Genomic DNA, 15,956 nt, shown 5'->3' with positions numbered 1-15,956 from the left:
CTTTGCATGGCCTTAGAATAGCGCAGCAGCAGGCATTTACGGTACTGTACAATCGCAAGAATGCTGTAAATCCGGGCTGTACAGTTCCCTGATTCCTGCTTCCGGACAGAGGCGTGCTGCGGCTGTGCGGCAAAAGGCCAAAAAGGCCCGCTGAATGAAAAAATCTCACTCGCGGGCCCGGCATTCCGTTATTATTTGCTGCGGTCAATGGCTGATTTCAGACGGTATTCCTTCGGGGTCGTCCCGTAGCGGCGTTTGAACAGCCGGTAAAAATAGCTTTCGTTGCCGAAGCCGACCTTCTCCATAATCTCTGTCACGGTCAAATCCTTCTGCTCCAGATAGTCCCTGGCATAGGCTAGGCGCGCCGCATTGATCTGGTCAACAACCGTTATGCCCTCCTGCGCCTTGAACACCTGTCCCAGATAAACGGAGCTCATCTTCAGCATGTCGGCAATCCGCTGCACATTGAGATCAGGGTCGGCATAGTGCCGGTCGATAATCTCCTTCACGGTCTCGGCCAGCAGGCGGCTCTTATCCTCGCGCCCGCTCCGCCGCTGCTCTGCAACCTCGCGCACGACCTCCAGCAGCACGGCTTCTATTTCATCAAGCGTCTCTTTCTCCAGAATCCGCCGGTTAATCGCCTGCAGGTTGACGGATACCGGATTAACGTTATGGCTGTTCATCTCACCCAGTGTATTGCTCAGGGTAACTGCCAGATGCAGCACCGCCGAGAACATATTCTCGTAGCTGAAGCCGCCGAGCAGCTCCCGCCAGCTGCGGATCGCCTGCTCCGTCTCCTGCAGATCGCCGCCCTTCAGCCCTTCCATCAGCTGCCGCTCCAGCTCCTGCGGGATGCGCAGCGTCTCATTCTGCTCATTCTCAAGCAGATTCTCCGGCTCAAGCACCGCCCCTTTGCCGTAGATCATCCGGTAATGGGAATGGCGGACCGCCAGATTATAATACCGGGTAATGCTGCGGTAGTCCGTAAACACCTCACTGAGCGTAACCGTAAAGGTAATGCGGTAATAGGCCTGGACGGTTTGCTGAAGCTCTCTGAACCGCCCGCCCAGCTGCTCCAGCCCCCCGGCTGCGGCTGTTTTGTCTGAGGTATCTGCTCTGCTGCCGAATATAAAAACCAGGTGCCCGCTTTTCATATCTACAGCTTCGCATGAGCCGTCCTGGCTGAGCAGCTCCTGGCCGATGTTGGCAATGGCAAAGTACAGCAGGGACTCCATCGCAGCGCCCTGGCCGGCAGCAAGCCCCTGAAGATCGTCAATCTGCACCAGGGCGAGCCGCAGCGGCGCCGGATAGGCAATATCTATGCCATATTGCTCCCTGATCTGCAGGAACGCACTCTCGTCTACACTTCCGCTTGCTCCGACCAGGCTGCGCAGCTGATACACCTTGGCGATATTCGACTGTGAGGCCCGTTCCTGCTCAAGCCCCTTCAGCTTGCCGATCATCTCGGTGACATTGGCCGCAATCAGCGACAGCTCATCCTGGCCCTGCGGGGCACCGCGTTCATTCTGTGGCACCAGCGTCAGCAGCTGGCCCACCGGTTTATAGAGCCGCAGCGAAAAGAACACGGACAGCATGAGCGCAAGCAGAACCACAGACAGCGTGACCGCCACCTCTGTCCACTTCATCTGCCGCACACTGCCCAGCACCACATCATAATCCTGCAGGCTGACAATCTGCCAGTTATTCAGTGCTTTGCTTAAATAAGTGACTTTGTATTTCCGGTCTTCATGATTGTAGATAAAGGAATCCACCGGCTTATCCGACGGCTTGAGCCGCGGCAGCAGGTCCTGCTTAATATTAAGCCCTGCGGGCAGCAGCCCGTCGGTCGAGATCAGCACCTCGCCTTCGCTGTCGGTAATGAACAGCACATCATTTTGCCGCTCCGCCACCAGATTAAGCGCTTTCACATTATCCAGCATCCAGTCCGGCTTCACCGTCAGAATCAGCACATTGTCATTTATGGAGCCCAGCGACTCCCCGTCATAGAGAAAGAAGGCAAACACATCGATTCCGTCGTTCTTGCCGTCCAGATCCAGGGGAATCAGCTGCAGCTTCGGCAGATCGGACCTTGAGGCCATATAGCTCTCCAAAGCCCCATAAAGGGTACTGTTATTGATGTCATGGTTAAGTGACGAAAAGAACCGCTTCTGGGCGCCGTTATAGAAGACTGCGGCGTGCAGATACGGCGATGAGGCGACGGTATGATTCAGACGTTCTATTTTCAGTATGCTCTGCTTGTAATCTGCCCCTGACTTCAGCGCGAGCAGCTCTTCGTCGTTGTATAGCGATACGGCCAGATCCCTCACGATGCCGTTCATATTCTCAACGTTATAATTGATCTGGGTCAGCAGCTTCCGGTCAGCTTCATTCTGCAGGCTTAGCACCCGGCTGCGGGCACTGGCATTCAAAAAAAGCGAGGCAACAGCAAGTGTGGCGACCACCAGCATAAAGCTGAGCAAAATCCGCTGCAGATATTTGCGTGACCGGATCGTCTGGAGTACATTCATGGGTTCACTCCCCCTGCGCTTAGGTGACCTAACTATAATCCCGGCTGATTTTGCCTGTCAATCCGTCCTTTGGGGCACCTTTTGTTATTACCGGCGCGCATCCGGCCATCATTCCGGCTCTGCACCAAAGAGCTTCTGTAAAAGCGTATGCGCTATAACACGGTGGCCGGAGGCATCCGGATGTATCCCGTCACCGTAACGGTACGCGGCATTATGCGACCGTTCCTGGCTGATGTGCTTCAGCAGCGGCGTGCGCAGATCGATGACCTGATCAGCCGGACAGCCGCCGGCTAACAGCCAGTCCGCGTAATGCTCCAGCACCCGGTCGTAATCCCTGTAGGGCGCCAGATAACTGAAATCATCCGTCTCCGCCGGCAGCAGCGGGCCGTTCATGGACCCGGCATCGAACGGCGGCGGGGTCAGCAGGACCACCTTGGCTCCGGCCTCATGAATCTGTGCGCTCAGCCGCCGCATTCCGTCCTGATAGGCCGCAAACCGATCGGCAGAGAAAGGATGGTAGATCCCGTCATTCATCCCGTAGCAGGCTACGACTACATTCGGGGCTGCTTCGGCTAGCTCCCTGGTGAGCCGTTCATGGATGCAGGACGCGGAAACGGATGAGCCGCTTCGCTGAGTCCCGAGGCCGTCTCGCTCGGCACTCCCCGTGCCGTCAGCCGGACTCCTGAGTGCGGCCGGTGCTCCTTCAGCCATTCTCCGGCCAGCCGGATATATTGACCGTCGGCCGTGATGCTGTCTCCAAGAAACAGGACGTGCGGCTGTACGGAATTCTGGTTCTCAGTTTTCTTATTCATAAATAAAGGCAGCATGCTTTTCCCTCCTGACAAGTACGCCAAGGCGTATAACTTCCCTTAACGGCGGTATGCCCGCAACCTAATGGTATCGCCGCCTGCCCGTTTCCGCCTTGACGATATCGCCCTTCCTTAGCATAATATTGCCATGACAACCAAATTATTAGCGCGGGACATCGGACTTGAGCCCGGGTTTACCTTCCGGATCCAGAAATGTCCGCTGACGCATGATTACTATGTACACAGCCATGATTTCTCTGAGCTTGTCGTCATTTTGTCGGGAAGCGCCGTGCATATTATCGAAGGGAGAGAGTATCCGGTTACAGCCGGCCAGGTTTTTCTGATCCACAGCGGTGTTTCCCATGGTTACAAGAATGTCGAGGATATTGAGTATGTAAACGTGATGTTTCAGCCCGAGGAGCTGCTGCAGCAGCCCGAGCTCAGGCTGCTTCCGGGCTTCCAGGCGCTGTTCTACATCGAGCCCTTTTACCGTCAGGAGATGTATTTCAAAGGCATGCTTTCGCTGGATGCCGGGCAGCTGCTGGAGGCTACACGTCTGCTTGATCTGATTCTAACTGAGCATGAGCGCCGGGAGGACGGCTACCGTCTGATGGTCCGCACCTATTTTACCGCCCTGGTGGGCATGCTCTCCCGTTATTATCAGAACAGCAGCGGAGGCGATGAGAACAAGGCGCTGCGGATCGGTGAGGCGGTCACCTATATTGAGGAGCATTTCCTCCAGCCGGTCACCCTGCAATCCATGGCGGATATGGCTTATATGTCCACCCGCCAGTTCCTGAGGGTCTTCACCCGCAACTACAAACCACTCCCATGGACTATGTCATCCGCAAGCGGCTGGACTACTCCTGCACGCTTCTGCGGAATCCGGACCTTCCGGTATCCCGGGTGGCCATGGACAGCGGCTTTCACGACCAGAACTATTACGCCCGCCAGTTCCGTAAAAACTTCAACTGCACGCCGACCGAATACCGCGAGCGGATCAGCAGCTCCGGGGAGCAGAGATAATCACTCCTTGCTTTCTCCCGCGGCGGCTTCATCCCGCTGGCGCTGCCGCCGCCGGTAAGCTGCAGGAGTCACCCCGAATCTTGCGCTGAACAGCCGGGTCAGGTAATTCACATCACGGATGCCTATCCGTTCAGCAATATCCGATACGCTGAGTACGGTACCGCTGAGCAGCTTCTTGGCTTCCTCCAGCCGCCGCTGCAGCACATACTGCAGCGGTGTTGTGCCGATATGCTGCTTCATGCACCGCGTAATATAATCCGCCTGGAAATGCAGCTCCTCCTGCAGACCCGTCACCTGAAACGGCTCCTTCCAATGCCTGTCGAGATATGCCGCCGCAGCCCGGGCCAGCCGGACCGCCGGCTCAGGCAATGCCCGGCGGGCGCATTCCGCCTGAAGCGCTGCCATCAGCTCGGCCAGCAGAACGTGCAGCCTCAGGGCATTCTCGGCATTCAGCCTGCTGTGAATCTCGTTCATCTCATGCAGGATCGGCTCCAGCGCCTCAACGTCGACAGCAGCAAATTTCGGCATGTACAGCCGTTGCTGCGCAGAGGGCTCTTCATCCTCTACCGTTCCTTTGGCCAGCAGTGCAGACCAGGGAATCTCCTCCTGCAGAATATAAGCCGGCCTCCCCTCATGGATGAAATGCACCCAGTAAATCTCCGTATCCTCTTCACAGACCCGGTAGCCCTCATGCGGCAGCCCTGCCTCAAGCACCAGCAGCTTGCCCGGGCCAATCGCGTATTCCTTCCCCTGTTCAGCCATATACAGCGTTCCCCGCTTGACCAGCAGCAGATCATACACCCCGAAGGTACGGGCAAAATGCCGGTCACCCGGCGACCAGACGGCCAGCCCCACCGTGACGAATTTCGGCAGCGGCGGAATCGTAAATTCCAGACAAAGCACTGTATCCCCTCCTTATCTCAAAGTCGGTTTTGTGCTATTTCAAGTCTATAATATCACTGGTAGCGCTTGCAGAAAAGAGGTACATTGACTGGGAATCGCTTTATAACCAATTTCTATAAGGGGCTGTTCATCCATGCGTTTCCGTCAGGTTCATCTCGACTTTCATACCTCCGAGGCCATTCCCGGCATCGGAAAAGATTTCAGCAAAGCCCAGTTCCAGTCCATGCTGCGCGCCGGCCATGTCGATTCCATCACTGTGTTCTCCAAATGCCATCACGGCTGGGCCTACCATCCCAGCGAAGCCAATGAGATCCATCCACATCTTGATTTCGATCTGCTGGGGGAAATGATTGAGGCTGCCCATGAAATTGGGGTCCGTACACCAGTCTATTTATCTGCCGGCCTTGACGAAAAGCTGGCCCGCCGCCATCCCGAATGGCTGATCCGCGACGCGGAGGACCGTACGCGCTGGGTGAAGGATTTCATGACGCCGGGCTACCATGAGTTCTGCCTGGGCACGCCTTATCTGGATATTCTCCTGGCCCAGATTCATGAGGTGGTCACCCGTTACGATGCTGACGGCATCTTCCTCGACATCGTCGGCGCCCGCAAATGCCGCTGCCAGTATTGCGTAGCCGCCCTGCGGGCAGAAGGCAAGGACCCGCGCGACGAGGCAGCCGTGGCGGCTCTGGGTGAGCAGACCTATCTGAACTACGCACGCCGCGTCCGCGAGACCATCGACGCCGTGAAGCCCGGCCTGCCGGTCTATCACAACAACGGCCATCAGCAGCGGGGCCGGCGTGACCTCGTCCATGTCAACACCCACCTTGAGCTGGAGTCGCTGCCGACCGGGGGCTGGGGATACGACCACTTCCCGCTGTCTGCGCGCTACGCCCAGCCGCTCGGCCTGGAATTTCTCGGCATGACCGGCAAATTCCATACCTCCTGGGGCGAATTCGGCGGCTTCAAGCATCCGAACGCACTGCGCTATGAAGCCGCGCTCAGTCTCGCCCACGGCGCCAAATGCTCTATCGGCGACCAGCTTCACCCGTCGGGCCTGATGGATGAAGCCACCTATGCCCTGATCGGCGCCGCCTACGCCGAGGTCGAGGCGAAGGAGCCTTGGTGCAGCGGCGTTACCTCCGTCGCCGACATCGCCGTCCTGTCCCTGGAGGCGGCGCGCGAAGCCTGTCCCGGCGGCCAGGCGCTGAAGGGGACACGCAATCTGGCTGATGCCGGGGCAGTACGCATCCTGACCGAAGGCCATTATCTGTATGACATCGTGGATACAGATAGTGACTGGTCAGCCTACAAGGTGCTGGTGCTGCCGGATGAGGTGCCGGTCTGGCCTGAGCTGGCCGCTGCAGTTGAAGCCTTCACCGCCGGAGGAGGGAAGGTACTAGCCACTGGCAGGTCCGGCTTGACACCGGACGGAGATGCTTTTGCGCTGGAGCTGGGAGTGAACTGGCTCGGAACGAATACGTACCGTCCGTCGTATTTCCGTCCGCACTTTACTCCCGGTGCGCTGCAGCAAGCTTCCTTTGTCATGTACGGCGAGGGGCAGCTGGTGGAGCTGAACGGCGGGAACGCTTTGGGTCATCTGGAGAACCCGTATTTCAACCGGGATGTCTTCACCTTCTGCTCGCATCAGCACACTCCAAGTGCCCGCGAGGACAACGGGCCGGCCATGGTCGAGAGCGGCAGCGGAATCTACATCGCGTGGGATGTATTCAGCGAATATGCGGATAGCGGCCAGCTCATCCTCAAGGAGATGGTGCTCCATGCGCTGTCCCGGCTGCTGCCGCTGCCGGTCCTCAGCACCGGACTCCCGGCGCGGGGCATCACGACCCTGCAGTATCAGCAGGCTGAGCGCCGCTACGTGAATCACCTGCTCTATGCGGCTCCGGCGCTGAAGGGCCGCATCGAGGTGATCGAGGACATCGTGCCGCTGCAGGATGTCTCCGTCAGCCTGCGGCTTCCGTCCGGTGCCGCCGTCAAACGGGTCTACCTGGCCCCGGCGATGACCGAGCTGCCGTTCACGGCAGAGCAGGACGGCGGAATATCGTACACTGTCCCGCACCTTGAGAATCACCAGCTGGCTGTGATCGAGCTGGCTTAGGGGCAGCGCAGAGGACACGTCACATTCATACAAATAGCAGCAGCCCCAGACTATTCGCTTAGTCTGGGGCTGCTGCCGTCATTTACTATTTTCAATTTCACCAGGAGGATGACTCTCATCTACATTTAGTTGGATTTTTGCTACTTAAATCCGCCCTTCTCCTGAAATCCCGACCATTAGGTGGAAAAACATCATCTAAATCAGGATATTTCTTGCTATAAAGGTATTTTCAGAGATCCTAAGCAGCATTTTTCCAATTAGTTTTCTGACACCGGCGCTCACCGCAAAATTAGATGACAAATTCCATTTAGCTTGATGAGCAGTGCCTGCAAAACACTCCCTGCAGAGCACTCCCGGCAGCACGATACTTGCAGATTTATTGCCGGGACCCCGGCCGGATGATCTGTTTATTTTGCCGAACATTCACTCGATAAGAATGCTCTGTCCTCATCCCCTCAATAAATCGTCGGCACCATTCCCCCGTCCATCCGGACAGCCGAGCCTCTGAACGCCGCTCCATAAGGGCTACACATATAAGCCGCCAGTTTCCCGATCTCAGAAGGTCTGATAAAGCGCTGCAGTTCCGACTGCGGCAGGTTCCCCGCCATGAATCTCTTTTCTTTTTCCTCGAAGGTGATATTCTCAGCGGCGTAGATTCCCTCAATGATCTGCTGCACATTTTCAGACAGTGTCGGTCCGGGCATGATCGTGTTGACTGTCACTTCAGTTCCTGCGGTCAATCTGGACAAGCTTCTGGAAAGGGAGAGCAGCGCTGATTTGGTCACTGCATACTGCGGCATCTGGCCTGATGGCATGACCGCCTCCTCACTCGCAATGAAGATTACGCGGCCGTTGTTATTTTCCAGCATCCTTGGCAGATAAAATCTGCATAATGCGTTGGCAGCAAGCACGTTCGTACGGAAATACTTTTCCCATATCTCATCGGTTGCCTCTTCATAGCCCATGATTTCATAAATCCCCATATTGTTCACCAGAATGTCCACCTGCGGGTATTGTTCAAACAAAGCCTCTCTCTGTTCAATATCTGTAAGGTCTGCAGCAGTAGCCTGCGGAGAAGTCTCCGGAAATGCCTTGCGGATCTCGTCCACAGTCCGTTCTGCTTCCTCCCGGTTTCTGCCGTTAATCAATACATGTACGCCTTCTCCTGCCAGCTCCATGGCAACCGCTTTGCCGATTCCCTTGGTTGATCCGGTTACTAGGGCCGTTTTTCCCTGCAAACTCATATCCATAGCGCATGTCTCCCCAATGATGTCATTCAGAACCTCAAACATAGCCTTGCGTTCCGTCAGGGATAATCATACTTTACCGGAACTGCCGGGTAACTAGCCTGCCGTGCCAATCTACTTGCAGTACACGCCATCTCCATGCTGAACTGTATGCTCCAGACGCCAGCGGGCCGGAGTAGCCCCTTCCCATATCCTAAATGCGCGGTAAAAGGAGTTCTGATCCTCATAGCCGACCAGACAGGCGACTTCTTTAATTTCGAGCGAAGGATCAGCCAGATACTCCCTCGCCTGCTCATGCCTGGCTTGCGTCAGCAGCGCCTTAAAGCTTGTCCCTTCCTCCCTTAGCCGCCGCTGCAGGGTCCGGTCACTCAGATTAAGCTCCTTGGCTACAGCCTGTATATCATAATGTCCGCCCATGAGGCTCCGCCTGATTATCCATTTAACCGTCTCTGCAACAGTGGGGCTGCCCTGCTGTGCATTCAATGTCCGGTCCAGAGCGGGTGTCAGGATAGCCAGCAGTTCTTCGTTATAGGTGGTAAAAGGAAGATCCAGGTCGCTGCTCAGCAGAATGAGCCGGTTCCTTCCCGTACCGGTCTGGACAGGGCACCCGAAATACGCCTCCAGTGCCGTTACATTAGCAGCCGGATGTGAGAACTCCACTCCGCGGGCTTTTATAGCCTTTCCTGTCCCCCTCCGGCCCAGCTCCAGCAGATACGCCAGCGTAACTCCGATCAGAATCTGCGGGATGGATGACTCTGCATGCTGCCATTGCAGCTCAATCGTGCATTCCTCATCCGCCTCCGTTATAATCAGCTGCTCGGGCGGGCACATTTGTTTATACCTGGCCATGCGGTGGAGCGCATCGCGGTAATCACGGGCGTGATACGTGGCCAGCACATCCGGCGGATATTGGGCAGTTTCAAAAACCGTTACAAGTCCGGCAATCCCAGCCGCCATATCCGGAGTCAGCTCTTCAAAAGCCTGCCAGACAGCAAAGTACTCTGCAGCACTGACCCTGGGTTCTTTTATGATAGTAAGCGGAAGCCGGGCTTGTCGCGCTATCTCTGCGGGGGCAATGCCTAATTGCTGTACCCCCGACCAGAAGCCAAACGGGAATTTGATATATTTTGCGGAATTCAGCATCATTCGGGATTCTCCTTATACAGCATGGCAATGCGTGTGTTATATAAAAGCATACTCTTTAACCTGTTCAAAAGTCTAACTTTGCCGGGAGTGTGCATAAACTTGACTTGTTTTCTGCTGTGCCGGCTCTGCACAATCAAAAAAGGCCACAGGACATGGACATGTTCGCTGTAGCCTCACTATTTTCATTAAAATCATAGCCGCATGTCAGATGAACTCTCAGCGGTCCTCTGCTGTAACAACACCCTTTTTAATAATGATATTGCCGTAAAGAGCCTCTTCACCTGTAACCACAACCGCATAGCTCTGTCTGGAGCGGTTATAAAAATCAAATCGTTCCTCATATTCAACCGTCGCCCTGCTGTCATGCTTCGCAAGTATAGCCTCATACACAGACCAGATCTCCGGCACAGACGGATCACCTTCCACTACAGCCATAAAAGCCGCCTGATGCGGCACATAATGGTCCAGCGGCAGCAGCTCAAGGATCGCATCGAGCAGTGCAGGTATTCCCGTCCCGTCGTATCTCAGCACCCTGTTATGCAGGGAATGGCCCGGAAAATGGGCATCCGCCAGCACCAGCTCATCCCCGTGGCCCATCTCCATCAGAACACGGACCAGTTCAGGGGACAGCAGCTTAGGAATTTTCTTCAGCATGCTGTACCTCCTTGGACAGCCGGTCTACATCCCATAAAAAGACCTCAGGGCAACCAGCTCATCAATCCGGTTCTGCGGCAGCTCACGTTCCCCGCCAATCATCCGGGTTATGAACGTCAGCTTCGCTGTGTATTCGAGCCGCTCCATGTTCATGTAGGCGCTCATAACATCCTTGCCCCAGGTCAGGGCGCCGTGGCTTTCCAGCAGGACGGCCGTTTTCTTGCCCAGGAACGGGATCAGCGAATCCGGGATTTCTTCCGTAGAAGGTGTCCCGTATGCCGCCAGTGGAATATCTCCCATTGCAATGACGGACTCCGGCATCATCATTTTATCCAGCGGCTCACCCTTGATCGCAAAAGCTGTAGCATAAGGCGGATGGGCATGCACCACCCCGTTCATTTCGGGCAGCTCATTATAGATCCGCAGGTGCATCTTCACTTCGGTGGAAGGGCGGTAGCCCTCTGCCGCTTCCACGATTTCCCCCTGCAGGTTAACTTTTACGAGCATATGCGGCTGCAGATAGCCCTTGCTGACCCCGGTCGGTGAAGCGAGAATTTCGGTTTCGGACAGACGGGCCGAAATATTCCCGTCATTGGCGGCAATAAAATCCTTGTTAAACAGATTTCTGCCGATGTCACAGATCAGCAGGCGCAGCTCCTGTTCTTTCTGGTTCATGGTAACTCTCCTTTATATGGACGGATAATAACGGACAAGCGTACAGGACTGTGCCACAAGCTCTCTGAGCGCAGAAGCCTTGACTGCTCCCAGAGCGGCTAATTGGACAGCTATATTACCGATTGCGCTGGCCTCGGCGGGCCCTGCAATAATTTCTTTTCCGGTGGCATCAGCCGTAAGCTGGCACAGCAGCTCGTTGCGGATGCCTCCGCCCACCATGTGGATTGCACGGATGCTCTGTCCGGTCAGCTTCTCAAGCTCCCCTATTGTTTTGGCATAGGCGGAGGCAAGACTCTGCAGAATGGTCAGAATCACCTCACCCTTACTTTCCGGCGGCTGCTGGGCGGTCCGGGTACAATAGGCTGCGATCCGGCCGGGCATATCCCCCGGCGTGCTGAACAGGACATCATCCGGATCAATGACAGCTGCAATATAACCCTGACTTCGGGCTTCTGCGGCAAGCCTGACCGCCTCCTGATGAGACACCGGCTCACCCGCCTGCGCCCAGCCTCTTTGCGTCTCCTGCAAAATCCACAGCCCCGTAATGTTCTTCAACAGCCGGTTTCCGCCGCCGAAGCAGCCTTCATTGGTAAAGCCGTATTCACGGGCCTGATCCGTCAGCACCGGCTGCTCAGTCTCCATGCCTGCAAGAGACCATGTTCCGCAGCTGATAAAAGCGGCTGCCTCTGCTCCCGGTCCATATGGAATGGAAGCCACCGCAGATGCCGTGTCATGGGCGGCCCCGGCAATGACCTGCAGCGGGCCTGTGCCAAGCTCCTCCTGGAGCGCGGGCAGCAGCTGGCCGGTCACGGTTCCGGCCGCCAACAGCTCCGGAATCAGGCTGAGCGGAAGCCGCAGCCGGTTCATCACCTTGGCGGAAGGAGCCGCTGTTCCAGCACCCAGCAGACCGCTCGTGCTCCAGATCGTCTGCTCCCCTGCCATCGTGCCGGAGAGCAGATAATGGAACAGATCCGGCATCAGCAGCATCCGGTCTGCGGTCTCCCTAAGCCAGGGACTCTCCTCCAGATCTGCGAATAGCTGATACACTGTGTTAATTCTGGCTGACTGATTGCCTGTCAGCTTAAACTGCTCCTCCGGCGGCAGCAGCTCCTCAAGAATAGGAGCATAGGCAGCTGTCCGCTGGTCCCGGTAATGATGCGGGGCGTACAGCAGCTGCCCCTTCCGGTCGATGAAGCCGTAGTCGACGCCCCAGGTATCCACGCTCACGGATGTCAAAGTCCCGTGCTCCCCGGCCGCTCTGCGTATTCCCTGCTTCATTTCATGAAACAGCTGCAGCGCATCCCAGTACAAATGCCCGTTCAGCTCAACCGGCTGATTGGCAAACCGGTGAACCTCCTCCACCTCTATACGTTTGCCGTCATACAGGCCCAGCATGACTCTGCCGGAGCTGGCCCCCAGGTCCACCGCCAGCAGCTTGATCACTTCATCCATATCCTGCACCTGCTTCGCCTTGAGTTTTAGTACAGCGGCCCGAAGTTGCGGCAGGCTCTGTAATCCGCACTCTCCAGATCCTCTGTGCCGAACAGGGACCACACGCGCGGTCTGAAAATCCGGGACTCCTCCACATTGTGCATGCTGACCGGAATCCGCAGGATGGAGGCCAGCGTAATCAGATCTGCGCCGATATGCCCGTAGCTGATTGCACCGTGGTTGGCTCCCCAGTTGTTCATGACATCATACACGGTTTTGAATGAGCCCTGATCCGTCAGCTTGGGAGCAAACCAGGTCGTCGGCCAGGTCGGATCGGTCCGCTCATCCAGCGTCTTATGCACTTCTTCCGGAAGCTCAACAGTATAACCCTCAACCAGCTGCAGCACGGGACCAAGCCCCTTAACCAGATTGAGCCGGGCCATCGTTACAGGCATTCCGCCCTTTGTTAAATAATCGGTGGAGAAGCCGCCTCCGCGGAAGTATTCCTGTGAAGCCGGACGGAACTGGGTCTCTGCTATACAGCGCTCCGCCTCCTCATCCGTAATCTCCCAGAACGGCTTAATCGCAGGCTTCCCGTCTACACTCTGCTCTCCCGTTCCATCCAGCGCTGCAGAGCCCGAGTTGATCAGATGCAGCAGCCCGTGCGCCGCCTCTCCCTCCAGTTCATATCCGGTTACCCGTTTAACCGCGGCAGGGCTCCAGAATGTCCGGACATCGGCAAAAATCTGTGCCGTATTCGTAAGCAGGTAGTTGAACAGCATCGTTACCCCGTTCAGGCTGTCATTCTCGGTAGCCACGATATACGGGGCGCGTCTGCCGTTCCAGTCAAAGGATGAGTTCAGAATCGTCTCCATGAAATCCCCGTTTGGAAAATGATCCGTCCACTGCCGCTGGCCCTGGAAGCCGCCGACGATCGCGTTATGCCCGTTAGCCTCCTCCTCAAAGCCAAGCTCAGCCAGCCGCGGGTTACCGACCATAAGGTCACGCGCGATGAGCGTCATTTTGACGCAGGTCTCCCACTGCTGCTCCTTCAATTCATCGCTGATCTGCAGATGCTGCGGGTTGTTGTCTGCTCCGGTAATGCATTTTTCCTTAACCCAGGCCAAGGCCTGTGCAAATTCCTCTTTATCATAAATTTCTTCCTCGAACCGGCGCACATATTCGGACATATCGATATATTCATTCCGCATGCCCAGATAGTCCTGGAAGAACTGTTCGTTCACAATCGAGCCGGCAATCCCCATCGAGACAGAGCCCATCGAGAGATAAGATTTACCTTTCATCAGCGCTACTGCCATAGCGGATTTGGCGAACTGCAGCAGCTTAGTCTGCACATCAGCCGGGATCTCTTCACTGCTGGATTCCTGTACATCCTCACCATATATGCCGAACGCCGGAATACCCTTTTGCGCATAGGCAGACAGAACAGCCGCCAGATAAACTGCCCCCGGGCGTTCCGTTCCATTGAATCCCCACACAGCGTGCGGAATCGTTGCATCCATATCCATCGTTTCCGAGCCATAACACCAGCACGGGGTTACTGTAATTGATACGCCGACATTCTGTCCGGCAAATTTCTGTGCAGCTGCCGCTGCTTCCTTCACTCCGCCGATCGTCGAATCAGCGATAACACACTCTATAGGAGACCCGTCCGGGTAAAAAAGACTCTCCGTAAGAAACTTAGCCACCCGCTCTGCCATCCCCATGGTCTGGGCCTCCAGCGATTCGCGGACACCGCGTCTTCTTCCATCAATCGTAGGCCGGATTCCAATCTTCGGATAATTTGTTGCCACTGCTGTTCCTCCTCAAATGAATTGGTTGGATATTGCGGCAGATCCATTCAGATGTGAATCCAGTCCCCTTTTAAAGCGCTGTCATGAAGGTGTTGTGAGACTGCCCCATCCCGTGCCGCCTGATCCCGTACTCGATATTATAGTTGAGTTCATGTTTATCATAGAGTCGGATTGATACAAAGTCAACAATAATCCACAACTTTTTATTATATTTATGTGGTTTTGTGTGATATTTTAATAAAGTGGTGTGGTTTTACTTGTGGATTCTGACTATCTTGCAGTCAAATGTAGTACACTATGAATAATATATGATTTTGCAGACAAGGGTGGGTAAGCATGAAGGCATTTGAACGGAGAGATCTGATCGTTAACGAGCTGTACCGGCAAAAAAAAGTGCATGTCGCTGACCTCGCGCAGAAATTCCAGGTGTCCGAGGAGACCATACGCCGCGATCTGGACAAGCTGGACAAAGAAGGCCTGGCCAAAAAAAACTACGGAGGCGCCATACTAAACGCCCATACCAACGAAGACCCGTCATACGCGAGCAGACATCAGGTCAATCTGGAGGCTAAAGGCATTATCGCTGCCAACGTGCTGGATCTGATTAATGACGGGGACAGCCTGATGACGGATACGAGCACAACGGCTTTTGAAGCCCTGCGCAAAATCACCGAATCCAAGCACAACCTGACCATCATCACCAATTCACTCGCTGTTTTATCCGAATTCCAGCATTCCGGCCATAAGCTGATTTCTACCGGCGGGACACTGGGACCCGAGACCAGCTCCTTCGTCGGCCCCACTGCCTCGCAGACTATCCAGAAGTATAATGTGGACGTCGCCCTGTTCAGCTGTAAAGCACTGTCGATGACCGGCGGGCTCAGTGATTCCAACGAGGAGGAGAGCGAGCTGAAGATTCTGATGCAAAAGCAGGCCAGCAAAGTCGTGCTGCTCGTCGACCATTCCAAGTTTGACCGGATTGCCTTCATCAAGCTGTTCAGCTTCGATAAAGTGGATTACATCGTGACTGACGAAAAGCCATCGGAGGAATGGATCAGCTTTCTGAACAGCTATCAGGTGTCTGTAGTGTATAATTCCGGGGAGTAAACAGCCATATCACTTGTTCCTATCGATGAAACACAACCATCAAAATAATAAAAACGATGCTCAGCAGGCCGAACAGCTCCAGTACATCTTCCCTTGGCCATTTCCTCCGGACGAAGACGATTGAGGGGTGAGCAAGACCGGCCACCAGGTACAGTAGGGACAGCAGCAAGCCAAAGCTCATCAGCGAAAATAAGGGATTGTCTGCGCGGGGCACTCCAAGGATAACAACAAGGACTATCAGGGCAGTCAGAAGGAGCAGCAGCCAGCGGAAAAACCGGATTACCGGTCCGGGCTTAACAGGCGGGACGTTATCACTCAGTTTCTCTGCTTCGGCCTGCTCCTCTAATGCTTTGCGGAAAGCCTCCGGATTTTCGTTGCGTATTTTCTGCATTTGATTAGCATTGTCGATTCGCCTTTTGATGCTTTTAAACATGCGTTAGCCTCCTTGGATTACCGTCAAAAAGTTTGTGTAAACCAGGTAAAGGAATTCTTTGGAC

At 55.3% G+C, this 15,956-nt stretch carries 14 protein-coding genes; 3 read left to right on the top strand and 11 right to left on the bottom strand.

Going from position 1 to position 15,956, the window contains the following annotated elements; genetic code table 11:
- Positions 1 to 191: 191 nt before the first annotated feature.
- The 3 genes from AWJ19_RS11595 to AWJ19_RS36505 form a co-directional block, all read right to left on the bottom strand.
- Positions 192 to 2,528 carry an AraC family transcriptional regulator gene (locus AWJ19_RS11595; protein ID WP_068723857.1) on the bottom strand — a complete coding sequence of 779 codons (2,337 nt, stop codon included), beginning with the start codon at positions 2,526 to 2,528 and terminating at the stop codon, positions 192 to 194.
- A 108-nt stretch (positions 2,529 to 2,636) separates the two neighbouring features.
- Positions 2,637 to 3,128: a GDSL-type esterase/lipase family protein gene (locus tag AWJ19_RS11590; RefSeq protein WP_241781703.1), complete on the bottom strand. Its 492-nt coding sequence runs from the start codon at positions 3,126 to 3,128 to the stop codon at positions 2,637 to 2,639.
- Positions 3,101 to 3,355, bottom strand: coding sequence for a hypothetical protein (locus tag AWJ19_RS36505; RefSeq protein ID WP_068723854.1), 255 nt, complete (start codon positions 3,353 to 3,355; stop codon positions 3,101 to 3,103). The genes AWJ19_RS11590 and AWJ19_RS36505 overlap by 28 nt, the downstream gene beginning before the upstream one ends.
- Positions 3,356 to 3,485: 130 nt before the next feature.
- On the opposite strand from AWJ19_RS36505, the gene AWJ19_RS11580 reads away from it, so the two are divergent.
- Positions 3,486 to 4,421: an AraC family ligand binding domain-containing protein gene (locus AWJ19_RS11580; protein WP_068723852.1), complete on the top strand. Its 936-nt coding sequence runs from the start codon at positions 3,486 to 3,488 to the stop codon at positions 4,419 to 4,421.
- Here the strand turns inward: AWJ19_RS11580 and AWJ19_RS11575 are convergent.
- Positions 4,364 to 5,266, bottom strand: a complete 903-nt coding sequence (locus tag AWJ19_RS11575) for an AraC family transcriptional regulator (RefSeq protein WP_068723851.1) — start codon at positions 5,264 to 5,266, stop codon at positions 4,364 to 4,366. The two genes, AWJ19_RS11580 and AWJ19_RS11575, sit on opposite strands and share 58 nt — an antisense overlap.
- Before the next feature lie 133 nt (positions 5,267 to 5,399).
- On the opposite strand from AWJ19_RS11575, the gene AWJ19_RS11570 reads away from it, so the two are divergent.
- Positions 5,400 to 7,385: an alpha-amylase family protein gene (locus tag AWJ19_RS11570; RefSeq protein ID WP_068723849.1), complete on the top strand. Its 1,986-nt coding sequence runs from the start codon at positions 5,400 to 5,402 to the stop codon at positions 7,383 to 7,385.
- Between the two features lie 455 nt (positions 7,386 to 7,840).
- On the opposite strand, the gene AWJ19_RS11565 is transcribed toward AWJ19_RS11570, so the two are convergent.
- From AWJ19_RS11565 to AWJ19_RS11540, 6 genes are all read right to left on the bottom strand, one after another.
- Positions 7,841 to 8,635: an SDR family NAD(P)-dependent oxidoreductase gene (locus AWJ19_RS11565; protein ID WP_068723847.1), complete on the bottom strand. Its 795-nt coding sequence runs from the start codon at positions 8,633 to 8,635 to the stop codon at positions 7,841 to 7,843.
- 111 nt (positions 8,636 to 8,746) lie between these two features.
- Positions 8,747 to 9,778 carry an AraC family transcriptional regulator gene (locus AWJ19_RS11560; protein ID WP_068723845.1) on the bottom strand — a complete coding sequence of 344 codons (1,032 nt, stop codon included), beginning with the start codon at positions 9,776 to 9,778 and terminating at the stop codon, positions 8,747 to 8,749.
- A gap of 216 nt (positions 9,779 to 9,994) precedes the next feature.
- Entirely contained in the window at positions 9,995 to 10,432 is a 438-nt protein-coding gene (gene fucU, locus AWJ19_RS11555; RefSeq protein WP_068723843.1) for an L-fucose mutarotase, read from the bottom strand.
- Between the two features lie 24 nt (positions 10,433 to 10,456).
- Positions 10,457 to 11,107, bottom strand: a complete 651-nt coding sequence (locus AWJ19_RS11550; protein WP_068723842.1) for a class II aldolase/adducin family protein — start codon at positions 11,105 to 11,107, stop codon at positions 10,457 to 10,459.
- 12 nt (positions 11,108 to 11,119) lie between these two features.
- Entirely contained in the window at positions 11,120 to 12,559 is a 1,440-nt protein-coding gene (locus AWJ19_RS11545) for a rhamnulokinase family protein (RefSeq protein WP_068723840.1), read from the bottom strand.
- Between the two features lie 26 nt (positions 12,560 to 12,585).
- On the bottom strand, positions 12,586 to 14,352 hold the full coding sequence (locus tag AWJ19_RS11540) for an L-fucose isomerase (protein ID WP_068723838.1): 1,767 nt from the start codon (positions 14,350 to 14,352) through the stop codon (positions 12,586 to 12,588).
- Between the two features lie 336 nt (positions 14,353 to 14,688).
- Here AWJ19_RS11540 and AWJ19_RS11535 point away from each other — a divergent pair, with 336 nt between their 5' ends.
- On the top strand, positions 14,689 to 15,459 hold the full coding sequence (locus tag AWJ19_RS11535; RefSeq protein WP_068723836.1) for a DeoR/GlpR family DNA-binding transcription regulator: 771 nt from the start codon (positions 14,689 to 14,691) through the stop codon (positions 15,457 to 15,459).
- A 19-nt stretch (positions 15,460 to 15,478) separates the two neighbouring features.
- Here AWJ19_RS11535 and AWJ19_RS11530 read toward each other — a convergent pair whose 3' ends face one another.
- The gene (locus AWJ19_RS11530) at positions 15,479 to 15,892 is read right to left on the bottom strand and encodes a hypothetical protein (protein ID WP_068723834.1); all 414 of its coding nucleotides are present in this window, start codon (positions 15,890 to 15,892) and stop codon (positions 15,479 to 15,481) included.
- Between the last annotated feature and the right edge of the window lie 64 nt (positions 15,893 to 15,956).

The sequence above is a fragment of the Paenibacillus sp. DMB5 genome (assembly GCF_001517085.1).
Lineage (GTDB): Bacteria > Bacillota > Bacilli > Paenibacillales > Paenibacillaceae > Paenibacillus_AQ.
The sequence above is the reverse complement of the archived record's forward strand: the minus strand, read 5'-3'. Positions and strand labels throughout refer to the sequence as shown.

Excerpts from the sequence above, each read along its gene's own strand:
- AWJ19_RS11595 (WP_068723857.1), bottom strand. The coding sequence starts at position 2,528 with ATGAATGTACTCCAGACGATCCGGTCACGCAAATATCTGCAGCGGATT.
- AWJ19_RS36505 (WP_068723854.1), bottom strand. The coding sequence starts at position 3,355 with ATGCTGCCTTTATTTATGAATAAGAAAACTGAGAACCAGAATTCCGTA.
- AWJ19_RS11580 (WP_068723852.1), top strand. The coding sequence starts at position 3,486 with ATGACAACCAAATTATTAGCGCGGGACATCGGACTTGAGCCCGGGTTT.
- AWJ19_RS11570 (WP_068723849.1), top strand. The coding sequence starts at position 5,400 with ATGCGTTTCCGTCAGGTTCATCTCGACTTTCATACCTCCGAGGCCATT.
- AWJ19_RS11565 (WP_068723847.1), bottom strand. The coding sequence starts at position 8,635 with ATGGATATGAGTTTGCAGGGAAAAACGGCCCTAGTAACCGGATCAACC.
- AWJ19_RS11560 (WP_068723845.1), bottom strand. The coding sequence starts at position 9,778 with ATGATGCTGAATTCCGCAAAATATATCAAATTCCCGTTTGGCTTCTGG.
- fucU (WP_068723843.1), bottom strand. The coding sequence starts at position 10,432 with ATGCTGAAGAAAATTCCTAAGCTGCTGTCCCCTGAACTGGTCCGTGTT.
- AWJ19_RS11550 (WP_068723842.1), bottom strand. The coding sequence starts at position 11,107 with ATGAACCAGAAAGAACAGGAGCTGCGCCTGCTGATCTGTGACATCGGC.
- AWJ19_RS11545 (WP_068723840.1), bottom strand. The coding sequence starts at position 12,559 with ATGGATGAAGTGATCAAGCTGCTGGCGGTGGACCTGGGGGCCAGCTCC.
- AWJ19_RS11535 (WP_068723836.1), top strand. The coding sequence starts at position 14,689 with ATGAAGGCATTTGAACGGAGAGATCTGATCGTTAACGAGCTGTACCGG.
- AWJ19_RS11530 (WP_068723834.1), bottom strand. The coding sequence starts at position 15,892 with ATGTTTAAAAGCATCAAAAGGCGAATCGACAATGCTAATCAAATGCAG.